General features: G+C 72.7%; 15 protein-coding genes. 8 read left to right on the top strand and 7 right to left on the bottom strand.

Annotated elements, in window-relative coordinates; all coding sequences use genetic code 11:
* Positions 1–3: 3 nt before the first annotated feature.
* Complete coding sequence (locus ACFZBT_RS38605) at positions 4–1,245, bottom strand: FAD-dependent monooxygenase (protein ID WP_391114482.1); 1,242 nt, start codon at positions 1,243–1,245, stop codon at positions 4–6.
* 99 nt (positions 1,246–1,344) lie between these two features.
* Here ACFZBT_RS38605 and ACFZBT_RS38600 point away from each other — a divergent pair, with 99 nt between their 5' ends.
* Positions 1,345–2,349: a WYL domain-containing protein gene (locus ACFZBT_RS38600; protein ID WP_391114479.1), complete on the top strand. Its 1,005-nt coding sequence runs from the start codon at positions 1,345–1,347 to the stop codon at positions 2,347–2,349.
* 26 nt (positions 2,350–2,375) lie between these two features.
* Here the strand turns inward: ACFZBT_RS38600 and cpt are convergent, their stop codons facing one another.
* Positions 2,376–2,909 carry a chloramphenicol phosphotransferase CPT gene (gene cpt, locus ACFZBT_RS38595; RefSeq protein WP_391114477.1) on the bottom strand — a complete coding sequence of 178 codons (534 nt, stop codon included), beginning with the start codon at positions 2,907–2,909 and terminating at the stop codon, positions 2,376–2,378.
* A 27-nt stretch (positions 2,910–2,936) separates the two neighbouring features.
* Positions 2,937–3,851, bottom strand: coding sequence for a peptidoglycan-binding protein (locus ACFZBT_RS38590; RefSeq protein WP_391114474.1), 915 nt, complete (start codon positions 3,849–3,851; stop codon positions 2,937–2,939).
* Between the two features lie 1,227 nt (positions 3,852–5,078).
* Here ACFZBT_RS38590 and ACFZBT_RS38585 point away from each other — a divergent pair.
* The gene (locus ACFZBT_RS38585; protein WP_391114470.1) at positions 5,079–7,157 is read left to right on the top strand and encodes a DHA2 family efflux MFS transporter permease subunit; all 2,079 of its coding nucleotides are present in this window, start codon (positions 5,079–5,081) and stop codon (positions 7,155–7,157) included.
* A gap of 37 nt (positions 7,158–7,194) precedes the next feature.
* Here ACFZBT_RS38585 and ACFZBT_RS38580 read toward each other — a convergent pair whose 3' ends face one another.
* A complete protein-coding gene (locus tag ACFZBT_RS38580; RefSeq protein WP_391114467.1) occupies positions 7,195–7,686 on the bottom strand; it encodes a GNAT family N-acetyltransferase in 492 nt (163 codons plus the stop codon).
* Positions 7,687–7,835: 149 nt separating this feature from the next.
* Here ACFZBT_RS38580 and ACFZBT_RS38575 point away from each other — a divergent pair, with 149 nt between their 5' ends.
* Complete coding sequence (locus tag ACFZBT_RS38575) at positions 7,836–8,543, top strand: hypothetical protein (protein ID WP_391114465.1); 708 nt, start codon at positions 7,836–7,838, stop codon at positions 8,541–8,543.
* 4 nt (positions 8,544–8,547) lie between these two features.
* Complete coding sequence (locus tag ACFZBT_RS38570) at positions 8,548–9,123, top strand: hypothetical protein (protein ID WP_391114462.1); 576 nt, start codon at positions 8,548–8,550, stop codon at positions 9,121–9,123.
* A 7-nt stretch (positions 9,124–9,130) separates the two neighbouring features.
* Here ACFZBT_RS38570 and ACFZBT_RS38565 read toward each other — a convergent pair whose 3' ends face one another.
* Positions 9,131–9,538, bottom strand: a complete 408-nt coding sequence (locus ACFZBT_RS38565) for a DnaJ family domain-containing protein (RefSeq protein ID WP_391114459.1) — start codon at positions 9,536–9,538, stop codon at positions 9,131–9,133.
* Between the two features lie 114 nt (positions 9,539–9,652).
* On the opposite strand from ACFZBT_RS38565, the gene ACFZBT_RS38560 reads away from it, so the two are divergent.
* A complete protein-coding gene (locus ACFZBT_RS38560) occupies positions 9,653–10,045 on the top strand; it encodes a hypothetical protein (protein ID WP_382492868.1) in 393 nt (130 codons plus the stop codon).
* A 24-nt stretch (positions 10,046–10,069) separates the two neighbouring features.
* Here ACFZBT_RS38560 and ACFZBT_RS38555 read toward each other — a convergent pair whose 3' ends face one another.
* Positions 10,070–10,741 carry a class I SAM-dependent methyltransferase gene (locus tag ACFZBT_RS38555; protein ID WP_391114455.1) on the bottom strand — a complete coding sequence of 224 codons (672 nt, stop codon included), beginning with the start codon at positions 10,739–10,741 and terminating at the stop codon, positions 10,070–10,072.
* A gap of 104 nt (positions 10,742–10,845) precedes the next feature.
* On the bottom strand, positions 10,846–12,240 hold the full coding sequence (gene proP, locus ACFZBT_RS38550; RefSeq protein ID WP_391114453.1) for a glycine betaine/L-proline transporter ProP: 1,395 nt from the start codon (positions 12,238–12,240) through the stop codon (positions 10,846–10,848).
* A 285-nt stretch (positions 12,241–12,525) separates the two neighbouring features.
* On the opposite strand from proP, the gene ACFZBT_RS38545 reads away from it, so the two are divergent.
* From ACFZBT_RS38545 to ACFZBT_RS38535, 3 genes are read left to right on the top strand one after another with little or no spacing between them, the layout of a single operon-like run.
* Complete coding sequence (locus ACFZBT_RS38545) at positions 12,526–14,580, top strand: phosphatase PAP2 family protein (protein WP_391114450.1); 2,055 nt, start codon at positions 12,526–12,528, stop codon at positions 14,578–14,580.
* Positions 14,577–14,750 (top strand): 2OG-Fe dioxygenase family protein, encoded by a 174-nt coding sequence (locus ACFZBT_RS38540; protein WP_391114558.1) that lies wholly within the window; start codon positions 14,577–14,579, stop codon positions 14,748–14,750. The genes ACFZBT_RS38545 and ACFZBT_RS38540 overlap by 4 nt, the downstream gene beginning before the upstream one ends.
* A 50-nt stretch (positions 14,751–14,800) precedes the next feature.
* Complete coding sequence (locus ACFZBT_RS38535; RefSeq protein ID WP_391114447.1) at positions 14,801–15,772, top strand: EamA family transporter; 972 nt, start codon at positions 14,801–14,803, stop codon at positions 15,770–15,772.
* The last annotated feature ends 90 nt before the right edge of the window (positions 15,773–15,862 follow it).

The raw sequence follows: 15,862 nt of genomic DNA, 5'->3' as shown, positions 1-15,862 counted from the left end.
TGGTCATCGATGACGCAGCCGGGCGGCAGCGGCCAGGACCGGGGTGGTCGCGGCGGTAGCGGCGGCGCCGAGGGTGGTGTCGGTGGCCAGGATCAAGCGGACCGTTCTCATGGCGAGGCCGAGGACCTCGCTGCCGCGCCGGCGCATGCCCGCCTCGAAGTCGCGCACGGCCTCGGCCGTCGTCGTACCGCTGTCCTCGACGTCGCCCAGGTGCTCAAGCAGGGCGGCGGCGTCGCGGATCGCCGCGCCGGCGCCCATTCCGGCGGTGGGCGGTGTCGCGTGGACGGCGTCGCCGAGCGCGGTGATACGGCCCGCGGGCCAGGGCGCGAGCTCGGCGGCGCGGGTCGAGGCGGCGTTGAAGCGGTACGCGGCCACGCTGTGCGGGTCGGCGCGGGCGATGACCTCAAGGGTGTGCCCGGCCCAGCCCTGCTCACGGAAACGTCTCGACAGCGCGGCCCGCAACTCGCCCTCGCGCAAGGCACGCAGGGAGTCGGTCGCGGGGGACTCGGGGAACATGGCGCCCCAGATGTAGGTGGGTCCGGTGGTGACGGACATCCGCAGCTCGGGGGCGTCGAGCGCGGCGTTGCCGACCGGGTCGAGGAAGCCGACGTACAGCGCCGCACCCCGTGGGCCGATCGCCAGCGCCGACCGTCGTCCGAGCCGTCGCCGCTCACCAGGGCTCAGATCGGCGCGGAGGGTACGGCCGGAGAACCCGATGATGCCCGCCGGGCTGTTGGTCCGGCCTCCCGCCAGGTGCTGGGCGACCAGGGAATGGGTGCCGTCCGCGCCCACCACCAGATCCGCCGGGACGGGTACGGCGTCGGGGAACAGCACCCGGGGTGCGCCGTCCTCGCCCTGATCGACGCCGGACACCGTCCGCCCCAGATGCAGGTCGTCGCCGACCTCCTCGGCCAGCAGCATGCGCAGGGTGATCCGGTCGACATCGATGCCGGCATCGCCGCTGAGATCCGGGCCGCGCCCGAGCAGCCGGCCGCGGCGGTCCCAGAACGCGTCGCGGTCGCGTAGCCGCAGCGCCGAACCCGACGCCAGCAGCCGCCGCATGGTCTCCGGCGCCACCAGCTTCCGCAGCGCCGACTGGGCCCGCTCGTCCAGGGTGATGTGGTAACCGCCCGTCGCCGCCACGTCGGTGTCGCGGTCGAACACCGCCACCTCGAACCCCCTGCGGCGTAACCCCGCAGCGAGCGCGAGTCCACCGATCCCGCCACCGACCACGACAACACGCATACCGATCCGTCCTCTTCTGCCACCTATCGCCCGCACGGGCAGTCAACAGTGACACCGGTAGTGGACACCGAGTGGCCACCACCGAGGCATGATGGGGCGATGGCGAACACCTCGGAACGGGCCTTGCGGCTGCTGTCCCTGTTCGGATCGGGCCGGCTGTGGCCACTGCGCGAACTCGCCGCCGGACTCGAGGTCAGCGAACGCACCGTCCGCCGTGACATCGAGACCCTGCGCCGGCTCGGATACCCGATCAACACCGTCCACGGACCCGATGGCGGCTACCGGCTCGGCGCCCGACACACCCTCCCGCCACTGGTGTTCGACCACGATCAGGCCCTCGCGGTCGCCGTGGCCCTGCAGGCCGCGCCCAGCACGGTGTTCGGCCTGCGGGACGACGCGGCGCGGGCGCTGGTCACCCTGGAACAGGCCATGCCCGCCGCGCTGCGGGAAGCGATGAAGTCCCTGCGCCTGACCAGGCTGCGGAACTACTGGGAGTTCCCCGGAGCCCCCATCGACCCGGCCGCGCTCACCGCCGTGGGGGCCGCGGCGCGCGACCGCCACGTACTCGTCACCGAGACGCTGCGCGCCGACGGCTCTCGCCCCGGAACCGGTGACGACGACTTCCTGCCCGCCCGCCGCATCGAGCCCCACCATCTGGTCGTCTGGGCCGGCCGGTGGTACCTGGTCGCCTACGACCTCGAAGACCACCAGTGGCGAGTGCTCCGTGTCGACCGGCTCCGCCCCCGCCCCACGACACACCGCTTCGGTCCGCGCGAACTCCCCTGCGAGGACCTCGCCCACTTCGTCATGAGCAGTCACGATCGCGGCGACACCCCCGCCGCCTGGCCGTGCACCGGCAAGGCCCGGCTCAACCTGCCGGCCGGTGTCGTCGCCCGTTGGGCACCGGGCGGTTCGGTCGTCGAGCACCTCGACGCCGAGCACTGCCGCCTCACCCTCGGCGCGTGGTCCTGGGCCGGCGTCGCCGGGATCCTCGCCACCTTCGACACCGAACTCACCGAGCTCCATCCGCCCGAACTCGCCCACGCGTGCGGCCGGATCGCCGACCGGTTGGCCGTCGTCGCGGACACCGGAGGAGGGCCGTAGGTGACCTGACGCCCCGGGCCGGCAGGTCAGCCGATGTGGGCGGCGATGGCGCGGGCGCACTCCAGGGACTCGGTGTGTGTCGTGTCCACCTCCAGGTCGTAGCTCACGCCCTCGTGCACCAGTCGCGCCTGTGCCGCGGCCATGCCCCGGACCCGGTCTCCCCGGGCGATCTCACGGGCCGCGGCGACCGCGCTGTCACACCGGACGCCGACCCACAGCACGTCGAGTCCGGCCAGGGCCTTCTGCCACCGTTGCTGGGACGCCCCGCCGCCGAGGAAGACATCGTCGATGATGACCTTGGCGCCGGCGCGGGCCATGGCGGCGATGCCCTCGGTCCAGGCGGCGTCCAGGGTCCGGAAGTCCGCGCCCACGTTCACGCCGCCGTCGGGCGCGAAGGTGATCCCGCCGTCCGAGCCCTTCATCCGCGCGGGCAGCGCCTCGACGAACGAGTCGACGCCGAAGGCCGGCCACGGATCGGGCAGCACCTCTTGCAGGCACCGTACGAGTCCGGACTTGCCGGAGCTGGAGCCGCCGTTGAGAACGATCACTTGGGTGGTCACGGCGCCACCGTACGGTGACCGGGTGCGCTACGGCTCCTGGGTTTCCGACTCCAGTCTCGTCCGGGTGTCCCGGTCGTAGACGCCGAGGTCGTCGGCCTGGATGCCGCGTGAGTACTGGTAGTTGCGGACCGCGTCCTGGAGCCGGTTGTCGAAGGTGCCGTCGGTGTCGTCGTCGTAGAGGAACAACTGGCGCAGGCGCGACTGGAGTTCGGAGACCTCCGGGCCGCGGTCGCCGAGGCGCAGGACGGTTGGTTCGCCGTTCTGGCGGGAGTTGTCCGGCGGCTTCTTCGCGGAGCCGGACGCCGTCGCGGACGCCTCGGGCGCCGACGGGGAGGCCGTCTGAGACGGGCTCGGTGAGGCGCTCGTCCTGGACGGCGACGGGGAGGCCGACGGACTGCTGGTGCGGGACGGGGCCGGCGGTGGTGCCGCGGGGGCCGAGGGCGCGGCCGGTGTGCTCTCCGACGGCGACGAGGACGCCGCGCTGCTCGACGGGGCGTCCGGCACGCTCGCCCGTATGCCGTCCGGCAGCGCGGTGTCCCGGGAGGGCCCCTCATAGAAGAACAGTCCGCTCGCGTACCCCGCCGCGGTCACCACGGCGACGCACGCCCCGGCCGCGGCGAGGAGGGCGACATGACGCCGTCGCCGGGACCGGCCACCGGTCTCGGACCCGCCCGGCTCCGGCCTGCCCGGCGCCCCGGCCGCCGTCCCGGCACCGTCGAACCTCCGCAGATCGGTGACACGCGGCTCGGCCCCGTCGTGGGCCAGGGGTTTCGGGAGCGCGGTGGTGGCGTCCGGGGTGGGGGTGGCTGGGACGGTGGGCAGCGCGGTGGTGGCGTCCGGGGTGGGGGTCGCTGAGACGGTGGGCAGCGCGGTGGTCGGGTCCGAGTTGGGGGTGACCGGCAGCGCGGTGGTCGCTTCCGGGTCCACCGGACGCAGGGGCATGGTCGTGTCGGCGGGGGAGGGCGGCGGGGCGGCCTTCCCGGGTCGCGGGGCCTTGGACGCGGGCGGTCGCGGGACTGCTCCCGCAGCGTGCGAGGCTGCCGCAGGGTCCGCCAAGGGGCGCTGCTCGGCCCGGTCGGCCGCCTGCGCGGGGTTTCCGGGGCGGGGTGCTTGCGCGTGCGGGGGCGCGGCCGGGAGGTCAGTCGGGTCCGCGAGCGGCTGGTGCGGGGTGCTGTCGGACGCCTGCGCGGCGCCTGCGGTGCGAGGGGCCTCCGCCGGGCTTGTCCGGGGCTGCCGCGGGGTGCCGGCGGGCGCCTGTGCGGGGTCTCCGGTGTGCGGGGCCTGAGGCTGCGGGTGTGCGGCCGGGGTGGTGGCTCCCGCAGGGTCCGTGAGCGGCCGTCGCGGGGCGTCGTATGGCGCCTGCGCGGGGCCTCCCGGGTGCGAGGTCTCGGCGAGCGGGCGGACGACCGGGGTGCTCGACGGGGGCGGTTGCGCGGCTCCCGCGGTGCGCGAGGCCTTCGCTGGGTCCGTCCGGGCGTGTCGCTGTGCTCCGTCGGGCGCCTGCGCGGGGTTTCCCGTGCGCGGGGCCCGCGTGGGCGGGGTGTCCGGCGAGGGCGGTTGCACCGCTCCCGCGCTGTGCGAAGCCTCCGTGCCCGGGACTCCCGGGTGCGTGGCCGCCCTGCGTGAAGCCTCCGAGCCCGGAACCCCCGGGTGCGAGGCCGCCGTACGCGAAGCCCCCGTGCCCGGAACCCCCGGAGGCGTAGCCCCCGTGCCCCGGACCCCCGCAGGGTCCGTCAAGGGCCCCCGTCGGGTGTCCTCGGGCTGGGGAGATTTCGGCGCCGGCGTGTCCTGCGGGACCGTTCCCTGGGCCTCCGAAAGCCCCGCCCCGCCGGCGAGTTCGACGTACGGGCGTATCCGCAGCGGGTCGAAGTCCTCCGCTGCTGCCGCTTGGGCGGTCCGGGCGTCGCGCAGGGCCTGGGCGGCTCGGTGGGCGCAGGTGCAGGAAGGGGACTTGTCCTGCTGTCTGGGCGCGCCGCACTCCGGGCACGGGTGTCCATTAGGCGGTTCCACGCGTTCCTCCCTCCCCTCGCGAACTCCAGAGATTATCCAGATCTTCTCCACAGTGCGGTCGAGGAGCTCCCGGAATGATGGCTTCCAAAAGGACTCGGCAGGCCATACCCCGTCACACCGGTCACGATGGAAAATGTCACAGGACCCTCGGGAGGTCTCATGGCCGGGGATGTGCACGACACGACACCGTCACCCGTACCCTCACCTGCGCAAACCCTCGCCCCGGAACAGGTTCCCGGGAACGTGCTGGTCTCCATCGGCGCCCTGCTCCTCGGCATGCTGCTCGCCGCACTGGACCAGACCATCGTGTCCACCGCGCTGCCCACCATCGTCAGCGACCTCGGCGGCATGGACCACCTGTCCTGGGTCGTCACCGCCTACCTCCTGGCCGCCACCGCCGCGACGCCCTTGTGGGGCAAACTCGGCGACCAGTACGGCCGCAAGAGGCTGTTCCAGACAGCGATCGTGATCTTCCTCATCGGCTCCGCGCTGTGCGGGGCGGCGCAGGACATGACCCAGCTCATCGCCTTCCGGGCCCTGCAGGGGCTGGGCGGGGGCGGGCTGATGGTGCTGTCGATGGCCGTCGTCGGGGATCTCGTCCCGCCGAGGGAACGCGGGCGCTATCAGGGGCTGTTCGGGGCCGTGTTCGGCGCGACCAGTGTGCTCGGGCCGCTGCTCGGCGGGCTGTTCACCCAGCATCTGAGCTGGCGTTGGGTGTTCTACGTCAATCTGCCCGTCGGCGTCGTCGCGCTCGTCGTGATCGCGGCCGTCCTGCACCTCCCGCGCCGCTCGCAACGGCACGTCATCGACTACCTCGGCACCTTCCTCATCGCGGCCGTCGCCACCTGTCTGGTGCTGGTCGCCTCCCTCGGCGGGACGACCTGGGGATGGGGGTCGGCCCAGATCATCGGGCTCGCCGTGCTGGGTGTGGTCCTCGCCGTCGCCTTCGTGGCCGTCGAGCGGCGCGCCGCCGAACCCGTGCTGCCGCTGAAGCTGTTCCGCGTCCGCACCTTCACGCTCGCCGCAGTGATCAGTTTCGTCGTGGGCTTCGCCATGTTCGGCGCGATGACCTACCTGCCGACCTTCCTCCAGGTCGTGCAGGGCGTCAGCCCCACCATGTCCGGAGTGCACATGCTCCCGATGGTGGTGGGCCTGCTGGTGGCCTCGACGGCCTCCGGCCAGATCGTCAGCCGTACCGGGCGCTGGAAGGTGTTCCCGATCGCCGGCACCGGCGTCACCACGATCGGCCTGCTCCTGCTGCACCAGCTCGACGAGAACAGCTCCACCGTCCAGCTGAGCGGCTTCTTCCTCGTCTTCGGACTGGGCCTCGGCCTCGTGATGCAGGTCCTCGTGCTCATCGTGCAGAACGCCGTCCCCTACGAGGACCTCGGCGTCGCCACCTCCGGCGCGACCTTCTTCCGCTCGATCGGCGCCTCCTTCGGCGTCGCCGTCTTCGGCACGATCTTCGCGGGCCGGCTCGGCGAGCAGCTCACCGACGCCTTCCGGGGCGCGCGGCTGCCGCCCGGCATCTCCGTGGACGCGCTGGAGGCCGACCCGCGCGGCATCGCCGCCCTGCCGCCCGGCCTGCGGCCACCGGCCCTGCACGCCTACGCCGTCTCCATCACGGACGTCTTCCTGTACGCCGCCCCGGTCGCGCTCCTCGGCTTCGTGCTGGCCTGGTTCCTCAAGGAGGACCGGCTGCGCGGCTCGGTCACCGCGCCCGACGTCACCGAGACCCTGGCCAGCAACCCCGTCCAGCGGACCTCGTACGACGAGGTGTGCCGCGCGCTGTCGGTGCTCGGCACCCGCGCGGGGCGGCGCGAGATCTACCGGAAGATCACCGACCGGGCGGGCTACGACCTCCAGCCCGCGGCGAGCTGGCTGCTGCTGCGGATCCGCAGATACGGCGAAGTGGAGCCCGCCGTGCTGGCCGACAGCATGCCGGTGCCGCTGACCGTGGTCATCGAGGCCGCCCGCCAGGTCGAGGAGCGGCGGCTCGCCGTGCGGGAGGGCCTCGGCCTGGTCCTGACGGACCGGGGGCGGGAAGTCGCCGAGCGGCTGGCCCAGGTCCGCGAGGAGTCCCTCGCCGAGCTGCTCGGCGACTGGTGGGGTCCCGACCGGCCGACGGATCTGGTCCGACTCGTGCGGGAGTTGAACGGCGAACTGTGCGGGTCCCGGCGCGAGCGGCCGTACGACGACCGGCCCTACGAGGAGCGGCGGGCGGAGTGGATGACCTGAAACGATGGCCTGAAACGGGAGACGTACGTGCGGTGGTTCAGGTGAGGGATTTCGCGAACCAGTGTTCGGCGTACTTGTCGTCGTTGTGCGGCTCGGTCTCCGTGTAGCCGAGCCGGGCGTAGAGGGCCCGGGCCTCGACGAGGTCGCCTCGGGTGTCGAGGATCAGCCGTGCGGCGCCGAGCGCGCGGGCGGCGTCCTCGGCGGCCCGGACCAGGAGCGGGGCGCCGCCCCTGCCACGCATCGGCGGGCGCAGGAAGACCCGCTTGAGCTCGGCGGTCGTGCCGTCGTACCGCCGTACGCCCGCGGTGCCGGCCGGCTCACCGTCGTACCGGGCGACCAGCAACCGACCGTGCGGCGGCGCGAGATCGGCACCCGGCTGGGCGGCGATCTCCCGCTCCAGCTCCTCCGGGTCGGTCCGGCGGCCCTCGTGCAGCAGGTACCAGCGGTCGCTGACCTCGGTGTAGTACGCCCGCCACAGAGCGGCGGCGACGGGGGAGTCGTACGGCTCCGGGGTCACGGTCCAGGTCATGAGCGCATTCTCGGCCAGTGCCGTACCGCGCCCGCAACCGGATTTCGTGTGACCGCCGTGTGCCGTTTGGGGGCGGGTTTCCGGGCTACCCGATGTGGCGAACCGGTCCGCGAGGAGGGCCGGTTGGGCCGAGAACCCGGAAGGCATCCATGTCCACTGGCCTGATCATTGCTCTGATCGTGATCGCGGCGGTCGTCGTCATCATCGCGGCGGCCATGACCCTGCGCGCCCGCGGGCCTCGTCGCGGCCCGAACCTGAAGCGGCGCTTCGGACCCGAGTACGACCGGGCCGTCGCCCGCCACGACGGCGACGCCAAGGCCGCCGAGCGCGAGCTCACCGAGCGTGTGCACCGCCACGGCGACCTGCGCGAGCGGTCGTTGGAGCCGGCGCAGCGCGAGCGGTACGAGGCGCGCTGGACGGCCGCCCAGGAGCGGTTCGTCGACTCGCCGCGGGAGGCGGTCGCCGAGGCGGACCGGCTGCTCGCCGAACTCGCCGGCGCCCGGGGCTTCCCGGACGGCGGCCAGTACGAGGAACAGCTCGCGGCGCTGTCCGTGCACCACGCTCACCACGTCGACGGCTACCGCCGCGTGCACCGTGCGGCACATCTGCGCGAGACGGACGCCCGCGACGGCGGCACCGGTACGGAAGACATGCGGGAGGCCATGGTGGCGGCCCGCGCCCTGTTCGAGGAACTGGTACGGCCGGGCCGCCACGACGGTGGCGCCGGACGGCACGAGGGCGGACAGCACGAGGACGGACACCGCCGTGCCGGACAGAACGGCGGCCGCAAGGCCGCGAACACCCGCGGCGGGCACATGCCGTGGGCGCTCAACCGACGTCAGGCGAAGGAGAGTTGAGGAAATGTCCGACGTGACCCGACCGCCCGGCGAGAACACCGCCGCCGCCCCCGACGCCCGAGGCGAGAGCGCCCTGGGCACCGGCCACGGCACCGGCACCCAGCGCGGAGCCGGCACCGAGCGCGCGACCGGCGCAAGCGCCACCGCCACGAGCGCCACGAGCGCCACGAACAAGCTCACCGTCCCCAAGGACACCGGCCCCCTTGGCACTCCCCGGGAGGGCACCACCCGGGAGGGCACCACCCGGGAGGGCGCCACCCGGGAGGGCGCCACCCGGGAGGGCACGCACGCCCACCTCTTCCCCCACGACGAGTCCGACAAGCTCGGCCTGCAGTTGCAGCACGCGGTCGCCGGGTTCGTCGACGGGCCCCGGGCCTCCGTCGAGGAGGCCGACCATGTGCTGGAGGAGATCGCGGCCCGGTTCACCGAGGCCGTGGCGCAGCGTCGCCGTACCCTGCGCCACTCCTGGCAGTCCGTCGAGGGCGGCGAGGGCAAACCGGTGTCGAGTTCCGACACCGAGCAGCTCCGGCTGGCCCTGAAGGACTACCGCGAGCTGGCGGAGCGGCTCCTGCACGCGTGAGAGACGCTCACCGGTCCGTCCGGCGCTCCCGCCACTGCCGTACGACGTCCTCGACGTCGTACGGCTTCTTTCCGAGCGGGGGGCCGGGCGGCGGCTTGAACATCATCTCGCGGATCTTGTCGTTGACCTCCGTGATGATCTTCCGCGCGATCCTCTCCGAGGGCGCCGCGAGGGCCGCGAGGAGTGCGTCCTCGGCCTCCTTGCGCAGCGCCAGCGCCGGCGGCAGGACGGAGAAGCCCTCGCGGGCCATCTTCCGCTTGATCCACCACAGTTCGTCGTAGGTGGAGTCCACGTCGGCCGGCAGCGGCTTGCCCGCCCCCGGCAACCGTTCGAACTCGCCGCGGGTCTCCGCGTCTCGGATCTGCTTGTCGACCCAGGACTCGAAGTCGACGCCGGGTGGCTTTCGCTCGGTCATGAGGCCATTGTGCCGGACAGCGCGCGGTCGGGCGTTCTATCATGCGGCGGGCCCAGGACCTGTCTGACACGCAGGCTCCGGCAGACCCACCAGGACGTCTCAGGAGGAGCGCACGTGCTCGAACTCACCATGGCCGCCGTGTCCCCGGCGGAGGAGGGTGCCACGGCCGGCATGCTCATGGCCGACGCGCCCAGCGAGCCGGGTGCCGTGCTGCGGGTGGGCCGCGACAAGTCGGTGTGCCGGCTCTCGACGCCGGACGACTGGCTGTTCGTCTCCCGTGTCCATCTGGAGTTCCTGTGCGGCCCCGACGGGACCTGGCAGCTGACCTGGCTGCGCGGCTCCCAGCCCGACCCGTCCTCCGAAGTCCGGCTGACGGTCGGGGAGTACGCCCAGCCCCTCGCCTACGGGGGCACCGTCCCGCTTCCCCGGGGCGGCAGCGGCGAGATCATCATCCAGGACCGCACCGCCCCGCGCAGCGTCAACGTGGGCTTCTACCACGAGGTCTGACAGCGACCGCCGATCTCATCCGGCTCAGGCCAGCACCCGCGCCAGCGCGAACCCGTCGTACCCCTTCGTGCCGACCGTCTGGATCGCCGTCCCGCTCAGCCTCGGATGGCTGCCGATCAGCTCGATCGCGGCGCGGGTGCCCACCACGTCCGCCGCCGTGCTCCCGGCGTCGGTCACCCGGCCGCCGCGGACGACGTTGTCGAGGACGATGAGGCTGCCCGTGCTGGTGAGCTTCACGGCCCACTCGACGTAGTGCGGGTTGTTGGCCTTGTCGGCGTCGATGAAGACCAGGTCGAACGGGGGCGGGTTCTCGTCGGCCAGCTTGGGCAGCGACTCCAGGGCCGGGCCGACCCGCACCTCGACCAGCTTGTCGAGGCCCGCGCGGGCGATGTTGCGGACGGCGACCTCGGCGTGCACGGGGTCGTACTCGAGGGAGACCAGCCGCCCGTCGGCGGGCAGGGCGCGGCCCAGCCAGATGGTGCTGTAGCCGCCGAGCGTGCCGATCTCCAGGATGTGGCGGGCGCCCTGGATCTGGGCGAGGAGCTGGAGGAGCTTGCCCTGGTTCCCGGCGACGTTGATGTGCGGAAGCCCGGCGGCGTCGCTGTCGCGCAGCGCCGCCGCCAGGTCTTCGTCGTCCGGCGCGAGGTGGGTGGTGAAGTAGGCGTCGACCTCGTCCCAGACGTGCGACTCGCTCATGCGCCACTACCTTTCGTACGCATAGTTAGCTTCCCTAACTACTGGCGTGGTCGAAGATAGTTGGTGCGGCGGGCCGCTGCCAGGGGGATTTCACCCGGCGTGTCTTATTCGGTCACGGACGGTGCCGAGCCCGGCAGCGGACGCCCGGCGGACTCCGCCATGCGCCACACCGCGAAACCGCCGATCACGGCCGCGGCCATCATGTAGTACGCGGGCATCATCATGTCCCCGGTCGCGCCGATCAGGGCTGTCACCACCAGCGGGGTCGTACCGCCGAACAGCGACACGGACACGTTGAAGCCGATCGACAGCGAGCCGTAGCGGACCCGGGTCGGGAAGAGCGCCGGGAGCGCCGAGGGCATCGCCGCCGTGAAGCACACCAGCAGCATGCCCAGCGCGCCCATACCGAGTCCGACGGCGAGCAGGCTGCCCTCGCGGATCAGCAGCAGGGCCGGGACGGACAGCAGCAGGAAGCCCGCGCAGCCGGCGGCGATCACCGGGCGGCGGCCGACGCGGTCGGTCAACGCGCCCATGAACGGCTGGGCGACCATCATCAGCGCCATCACAGCGAGGACGACGAGCAGGCCGTGCGTCTCGTCGTAGTGGAGCTGACCGGTCAGGTAGGTCGGCATGTACGACAGCAGCATGTAGTCGGTGACGTTGAAGACCAGCACCAGGCCGACGCAGAGCAGCAGCGCGCGCCACTGGCCGGTGATCATCTCGCGCAGCGGCACCTTGGGCCGGTTGTGCTCGGCCTTTTCGGCCTCGGCCGCGAACGCCGGGGTCTCCTCCAGGCGCATCCGCAGGTAGAGACCGATGATGCCCATCGGGCCCGCGATCAGGAACGGGAGGCGCCAGCCCCAGGAGGTCAGGTCGTCGGCGGAGAGCAGGGCGGTCATCAGGGTGACCAGGCCCGCGCCGCCGATGTAGCCGGCGAGGGTGCCGAACTCCAGCCAGCTGCCGAGGAAGCCGCGCCGCTTGTCGGGGGCGTACTCGGCGATGAAGGTGGAGGCGCCCGCGTACTCGCCGCCGGTGGAGAAGCCCTGCACGAGGCGGGCCACGAGGAGCAGGATCGGCGCGCCGACACCGATCGTCGCGTACGACGGGATCAGACCGATCGCGAAGGTGCCCGCGGCCATCATGATCATGGTGAGCGCGAGGACCTTCTGGCGGCCGACGCGGTCGCCGAGCGGGCCGAAGACCATGCCGCCGAGGGGGCGGACCAGGAAGGCCGCGGCGAAGGCGCCGAACGTGGAGAGCAACTGCGCGGTGGGGTTCCCCGACGGGAAGAAGACCTTGCCCAGGGTGACCGCGATGTAGCTGTAGACACCGAAGTCGAACCATTCCATCGCGTTGCCCAGCGCGGCCGCCTTCACGGCGCGCTTGACGAGCGCGGGGTCGGTGACGGTGGGGTCCTGGGCCTTCGCCGTGCGGCTCTTGAGCGCGGACGTGGGAGCAATGACTGAGGCAGTCACAAGACTCGCTCGCCTACCTTTCATCGGGGACAGGAACGCGGTCCGCGCGGCGGCGCTGTCGAACGGGCCGAAAAGGCGACGATAGGCGGAGAGTGCCCGCTCACGGGCGGTATGCCTTTCGTTGCAGGGTGCATCTAAACACCGGCTGTGCAGGCACGCCTTCCCGTTCGCGAACGGTTCCCACGTGATCTTGATGTGATCCTTCTCGCGTCCAGAGGAGGCGGCCGCGCGACCCGCGCACTATCATCAACCGGATGAAGGGGGCGTAAGAGTCATACAGGGTCATACACCGTAGAAGGCCGACCAGGCGTGACGAATGCGGAGCGCGGCGGACGACCGACGGAAGCCTTCGGAGCGACCGCCGTCGGCAGACCTCACGCACGCCTGCGCCTGGCCTGCCCCGGACTGTGGCTGATCGTCGCCGTCCTCGCCGCACGGCAGGTGGCCGTCGTCCTCGGCTCCCCGCGCGGGGAGCGGCTGACGGCCCTGGAGACCTGGGTCGGGCCGAACGGCGTCCTGCACGTGAACGGCTCCCTCTACGACTCGACCCGCTTCACCGGCACCCCCTTCAACGGGCTCGTCCTCAAGCCCCTCACCCGTTCGGCCGAACAGGCCCTCGGCTGGGGCTGGACCTTCGGCACGCTGCTGCTGGTCGCCGCCCTCGGCCTGATCGCCGCCCGCGCCCTGCCCCAGCCCGTCGGCCGTCGCACGGCGCTGCTGGCCGCCCCCGTCGCCATCGGCCTGCTCATGCTGTCCCTGCCGGTCCGCAACACCCTGTGGCTCGGCCAGACCAGCATCATCCCGGTCCTGCTCGTCCTGCTGGGCTGCTTCGTCGCCCACGGCCAGCGGACCAGCGGGCTGCTCATCGGGGTCGCGGCGGCGCTCCAGCCCACCCTGCTGCTCTTCGCACCCCTGCTGTGGTGCACCGGCCGCGGACGCGCCGCGCTCTCCGGCGGCGTCACCTTCGCCGCCTGCACCGCGCTCGCCTGGGCGGCGATGCCGCACGACTCCTCCGTCTACTGGGTCCACCACCTGGCCGGCGCCGGCCTCGGCGGCCGGGCCGACGACCTCGGCAACCAGTCCCTGCACGGCGCCCTGCTGCGGCTCGGCCTGCACGGCCCCCTGGAGGTCGCGCTCTTCCTGGCCCTCGGCGCGGCCGTCGCCGTACTCGCCCTGCGCCGCGCCGTGCGCTACGTCGCCGACGGTCAGCTCCTCCTCGCCGTCGCGGTCACCGGCTGCGCCGCCATCGTCGTCGCCCCCACGGCCTGGCAGCACCAGCTGCTGTGGGTGCTGCTCGCGGTCGTCGGCCGCGTCGGCAGACGCGCCCGTGACCGGTACGTGTGGCCGGTCGCCGTCATCCTGGTCATGACCCTGCCGACCAGGCTGCTGCTCCCCGACATGGCGGTGCTGGACCCGCTGCGCGCCGAACTCGTCCTGCTCGCCGCTCTGGCCGCCGCCGTGGCCGTCCCGTTCCTGTCCCGCGCCTCGCCGTACTACCGGTCCCCGATCCCGGCCGAGTACGCGCCCGACGCCCCGGCCCGCTTCCGGCACGTGCCGCTGCTGCCCTTCCTGCGCCGGGCCCTCACCCGGCCGAACCTCCTCCTGGAGCTTCTCCTCCTCCGGGTCGCCTACGCCGCCTACTCCCAGGTCCGGCTCGCCGCCACCGGCGGCAGCGTCTCGGCAGGCCGGGCCGAGGCCGAGGAGCACGCCTGGCAGATCCTCGGCCTGGAGCGCGCCCTGCGCCTCGACATCGAGCACTGGGCCAACCACGCCGTGGTGCGGACCGACTGGCTGCGGGCCTTCTTCGACTTCTACTACGAGTCGTTCCACTTCTTCGTCCCGCTGGCCGTCCTCGCCGTCCTGTACTGGCGCCGCCCCGCCGAGTACCGCTGGGCCCGCTCCGCCCTCGGCTTCGCCACCGTGCTAGCCCTGGCCGGCTTCTGGCTCTACCCGCTCGCCCCGCCGCGCCTGATGCCGACGCTCGGCTTCATCGACACCGTCCACGGCGTCCAGGACTTCTCCCGCCCCGACTACGGCACCCTCACGGACGTCACCAACCAGTACGCGGCCATGCCGTCCCTGCACTTCGGCTGGTCGCTGTGGTGCGGCGTCGTGATCGCCGTGCTGGCACCCCGGTGGTGGATGAAGGCCCTCGGCCTGCTGCACCCACTGCTCACCGGCACCGCGATCGTCGTGACGGCCAACCACTGGGTGCTGGACGCGGCCGGGGGAGCGGTGGTGGTCGGGGCGGGCTTCGCGCTGACGTATCTGCTGTCCGGCCCTCGGGCGACCACCGCCGCCGCGCGCCGGTCGTCCCCCGCGGCGGATCCGAACACCGGCCGCTCGACCAGCTCCGTCGGCTGAGGCACCACACCGGCGAGGGCGAACACCTGCTCACGGATACCCTGTCCCAGCCCTGTGACCTGCCGGGCCACGACCGCCGCACGCCGCACTCGGTGACCCCGGTGCGGCCGGTGGACCCTGAACTCGCCGCTCACCGCGACGTCCTGGTGATCGCCTGCACCGCGCGCTGAGCCGCCGCTCCCACCCCACGCCTCATCGTCCGCCGCCCTAGGAGTCCCCCATGACCGTCAACGCGGCCCGCCGCGCCTGGCTGACCGATCTGCCCGTCCTGCTGGTCGCGGTGGTGTGGGGCTCCAGCTATCTCGCCGCCAAGGACATCACCACGACCCAGACCGTCCTGGCCGTGCTCCTCCTGCGATTCGGGGTGGTGCTGCCGGTCCTGGTCGTCACCGGGTGGCGCAAGCTGCGGGCGCTCGACGGAACGCAGATGCGGGGCGCCGGCGTTCTCGGGCTGATCCTGTCGGGGATCTTCCTCCTGGAGACGTACGGCGTCGTGCACACCTCCGCGACCAACGCCGGGCTCATCATCAGCCTCACCATGATCTTCACGCCGCTCGCGGAGAGCCGGCTCACCGGCACCCGGCCCTCCCGGTCGTTCGCCGCGGCCGCGGGGCTCTCGGTGCTGGGTGTCCTGCTGCTCACCCAGGGCGCCGGGTTCAGCGCACCGTCCCTCGGTGATCTGCTGATGCTGGGCGCGGCCGTGGCCCGCACCGTGCACGTCCTGGCGATGTCGCGCATGCGGTCGGTGCAGGGTGCGGACGCGCTGTCGATGACCACGGCTCAACTGGGCAGCGCGGTCATGGTGTTCGCGCTGTTGTTCGCGGCCCCCGGTACCGGCAGCACCCCGTGGGCGGCCGCGGCGGACTTCGGCGCGGGGGACTGGCTCGGGCTGCTCTACCTGTCGGCGTTCTGCACCCTGTTCGCGTTCTTCGTGCAGATGTGGGCCGTACGCCGGACGTCGCCCTCCCGGGTCAGCCTGCTCCTCGGCACCGAGCCGGTGTGGGCCGCCGTTTTCGGAATCGCACTCGCCGGGGATCGGCCGGGATGGCTGGGGCTGCTGGGCGCGCTCCTCGTGCTCGCGGGCACGGCATGGGGTCGTAGCGCGGCCGCCGCCCCGCGGCAGACGTCGGTCGTCGAGCCGGCCGAGCCGGACGGCGCGGACACCGGCCTGGAATCGGCCGGCCGTTCCTAGTAGTGCTTCGTTAGGTTGTGGGCTGTCTGCGGCTGCTCCGAGGGCGGGGCAGGGGGCGGCCGCAGGTGGTGCAGGTACCGGTCCAGCACC

Origin of the sequence: Streptomyces sp. NPDC008137 (assembly GCF_042957035.1) — a bacterium.
GTDB lineage: Bacteria > Actinomycetota > Actinomycetes > Streptomycetales > Streptomycetaceae > Streptomyces.
The sequence above is the reverse complement of the archived record's forward strand: the minus strand, read 5'-3'. Positions and strand labels throughout refer to the sequence as shown.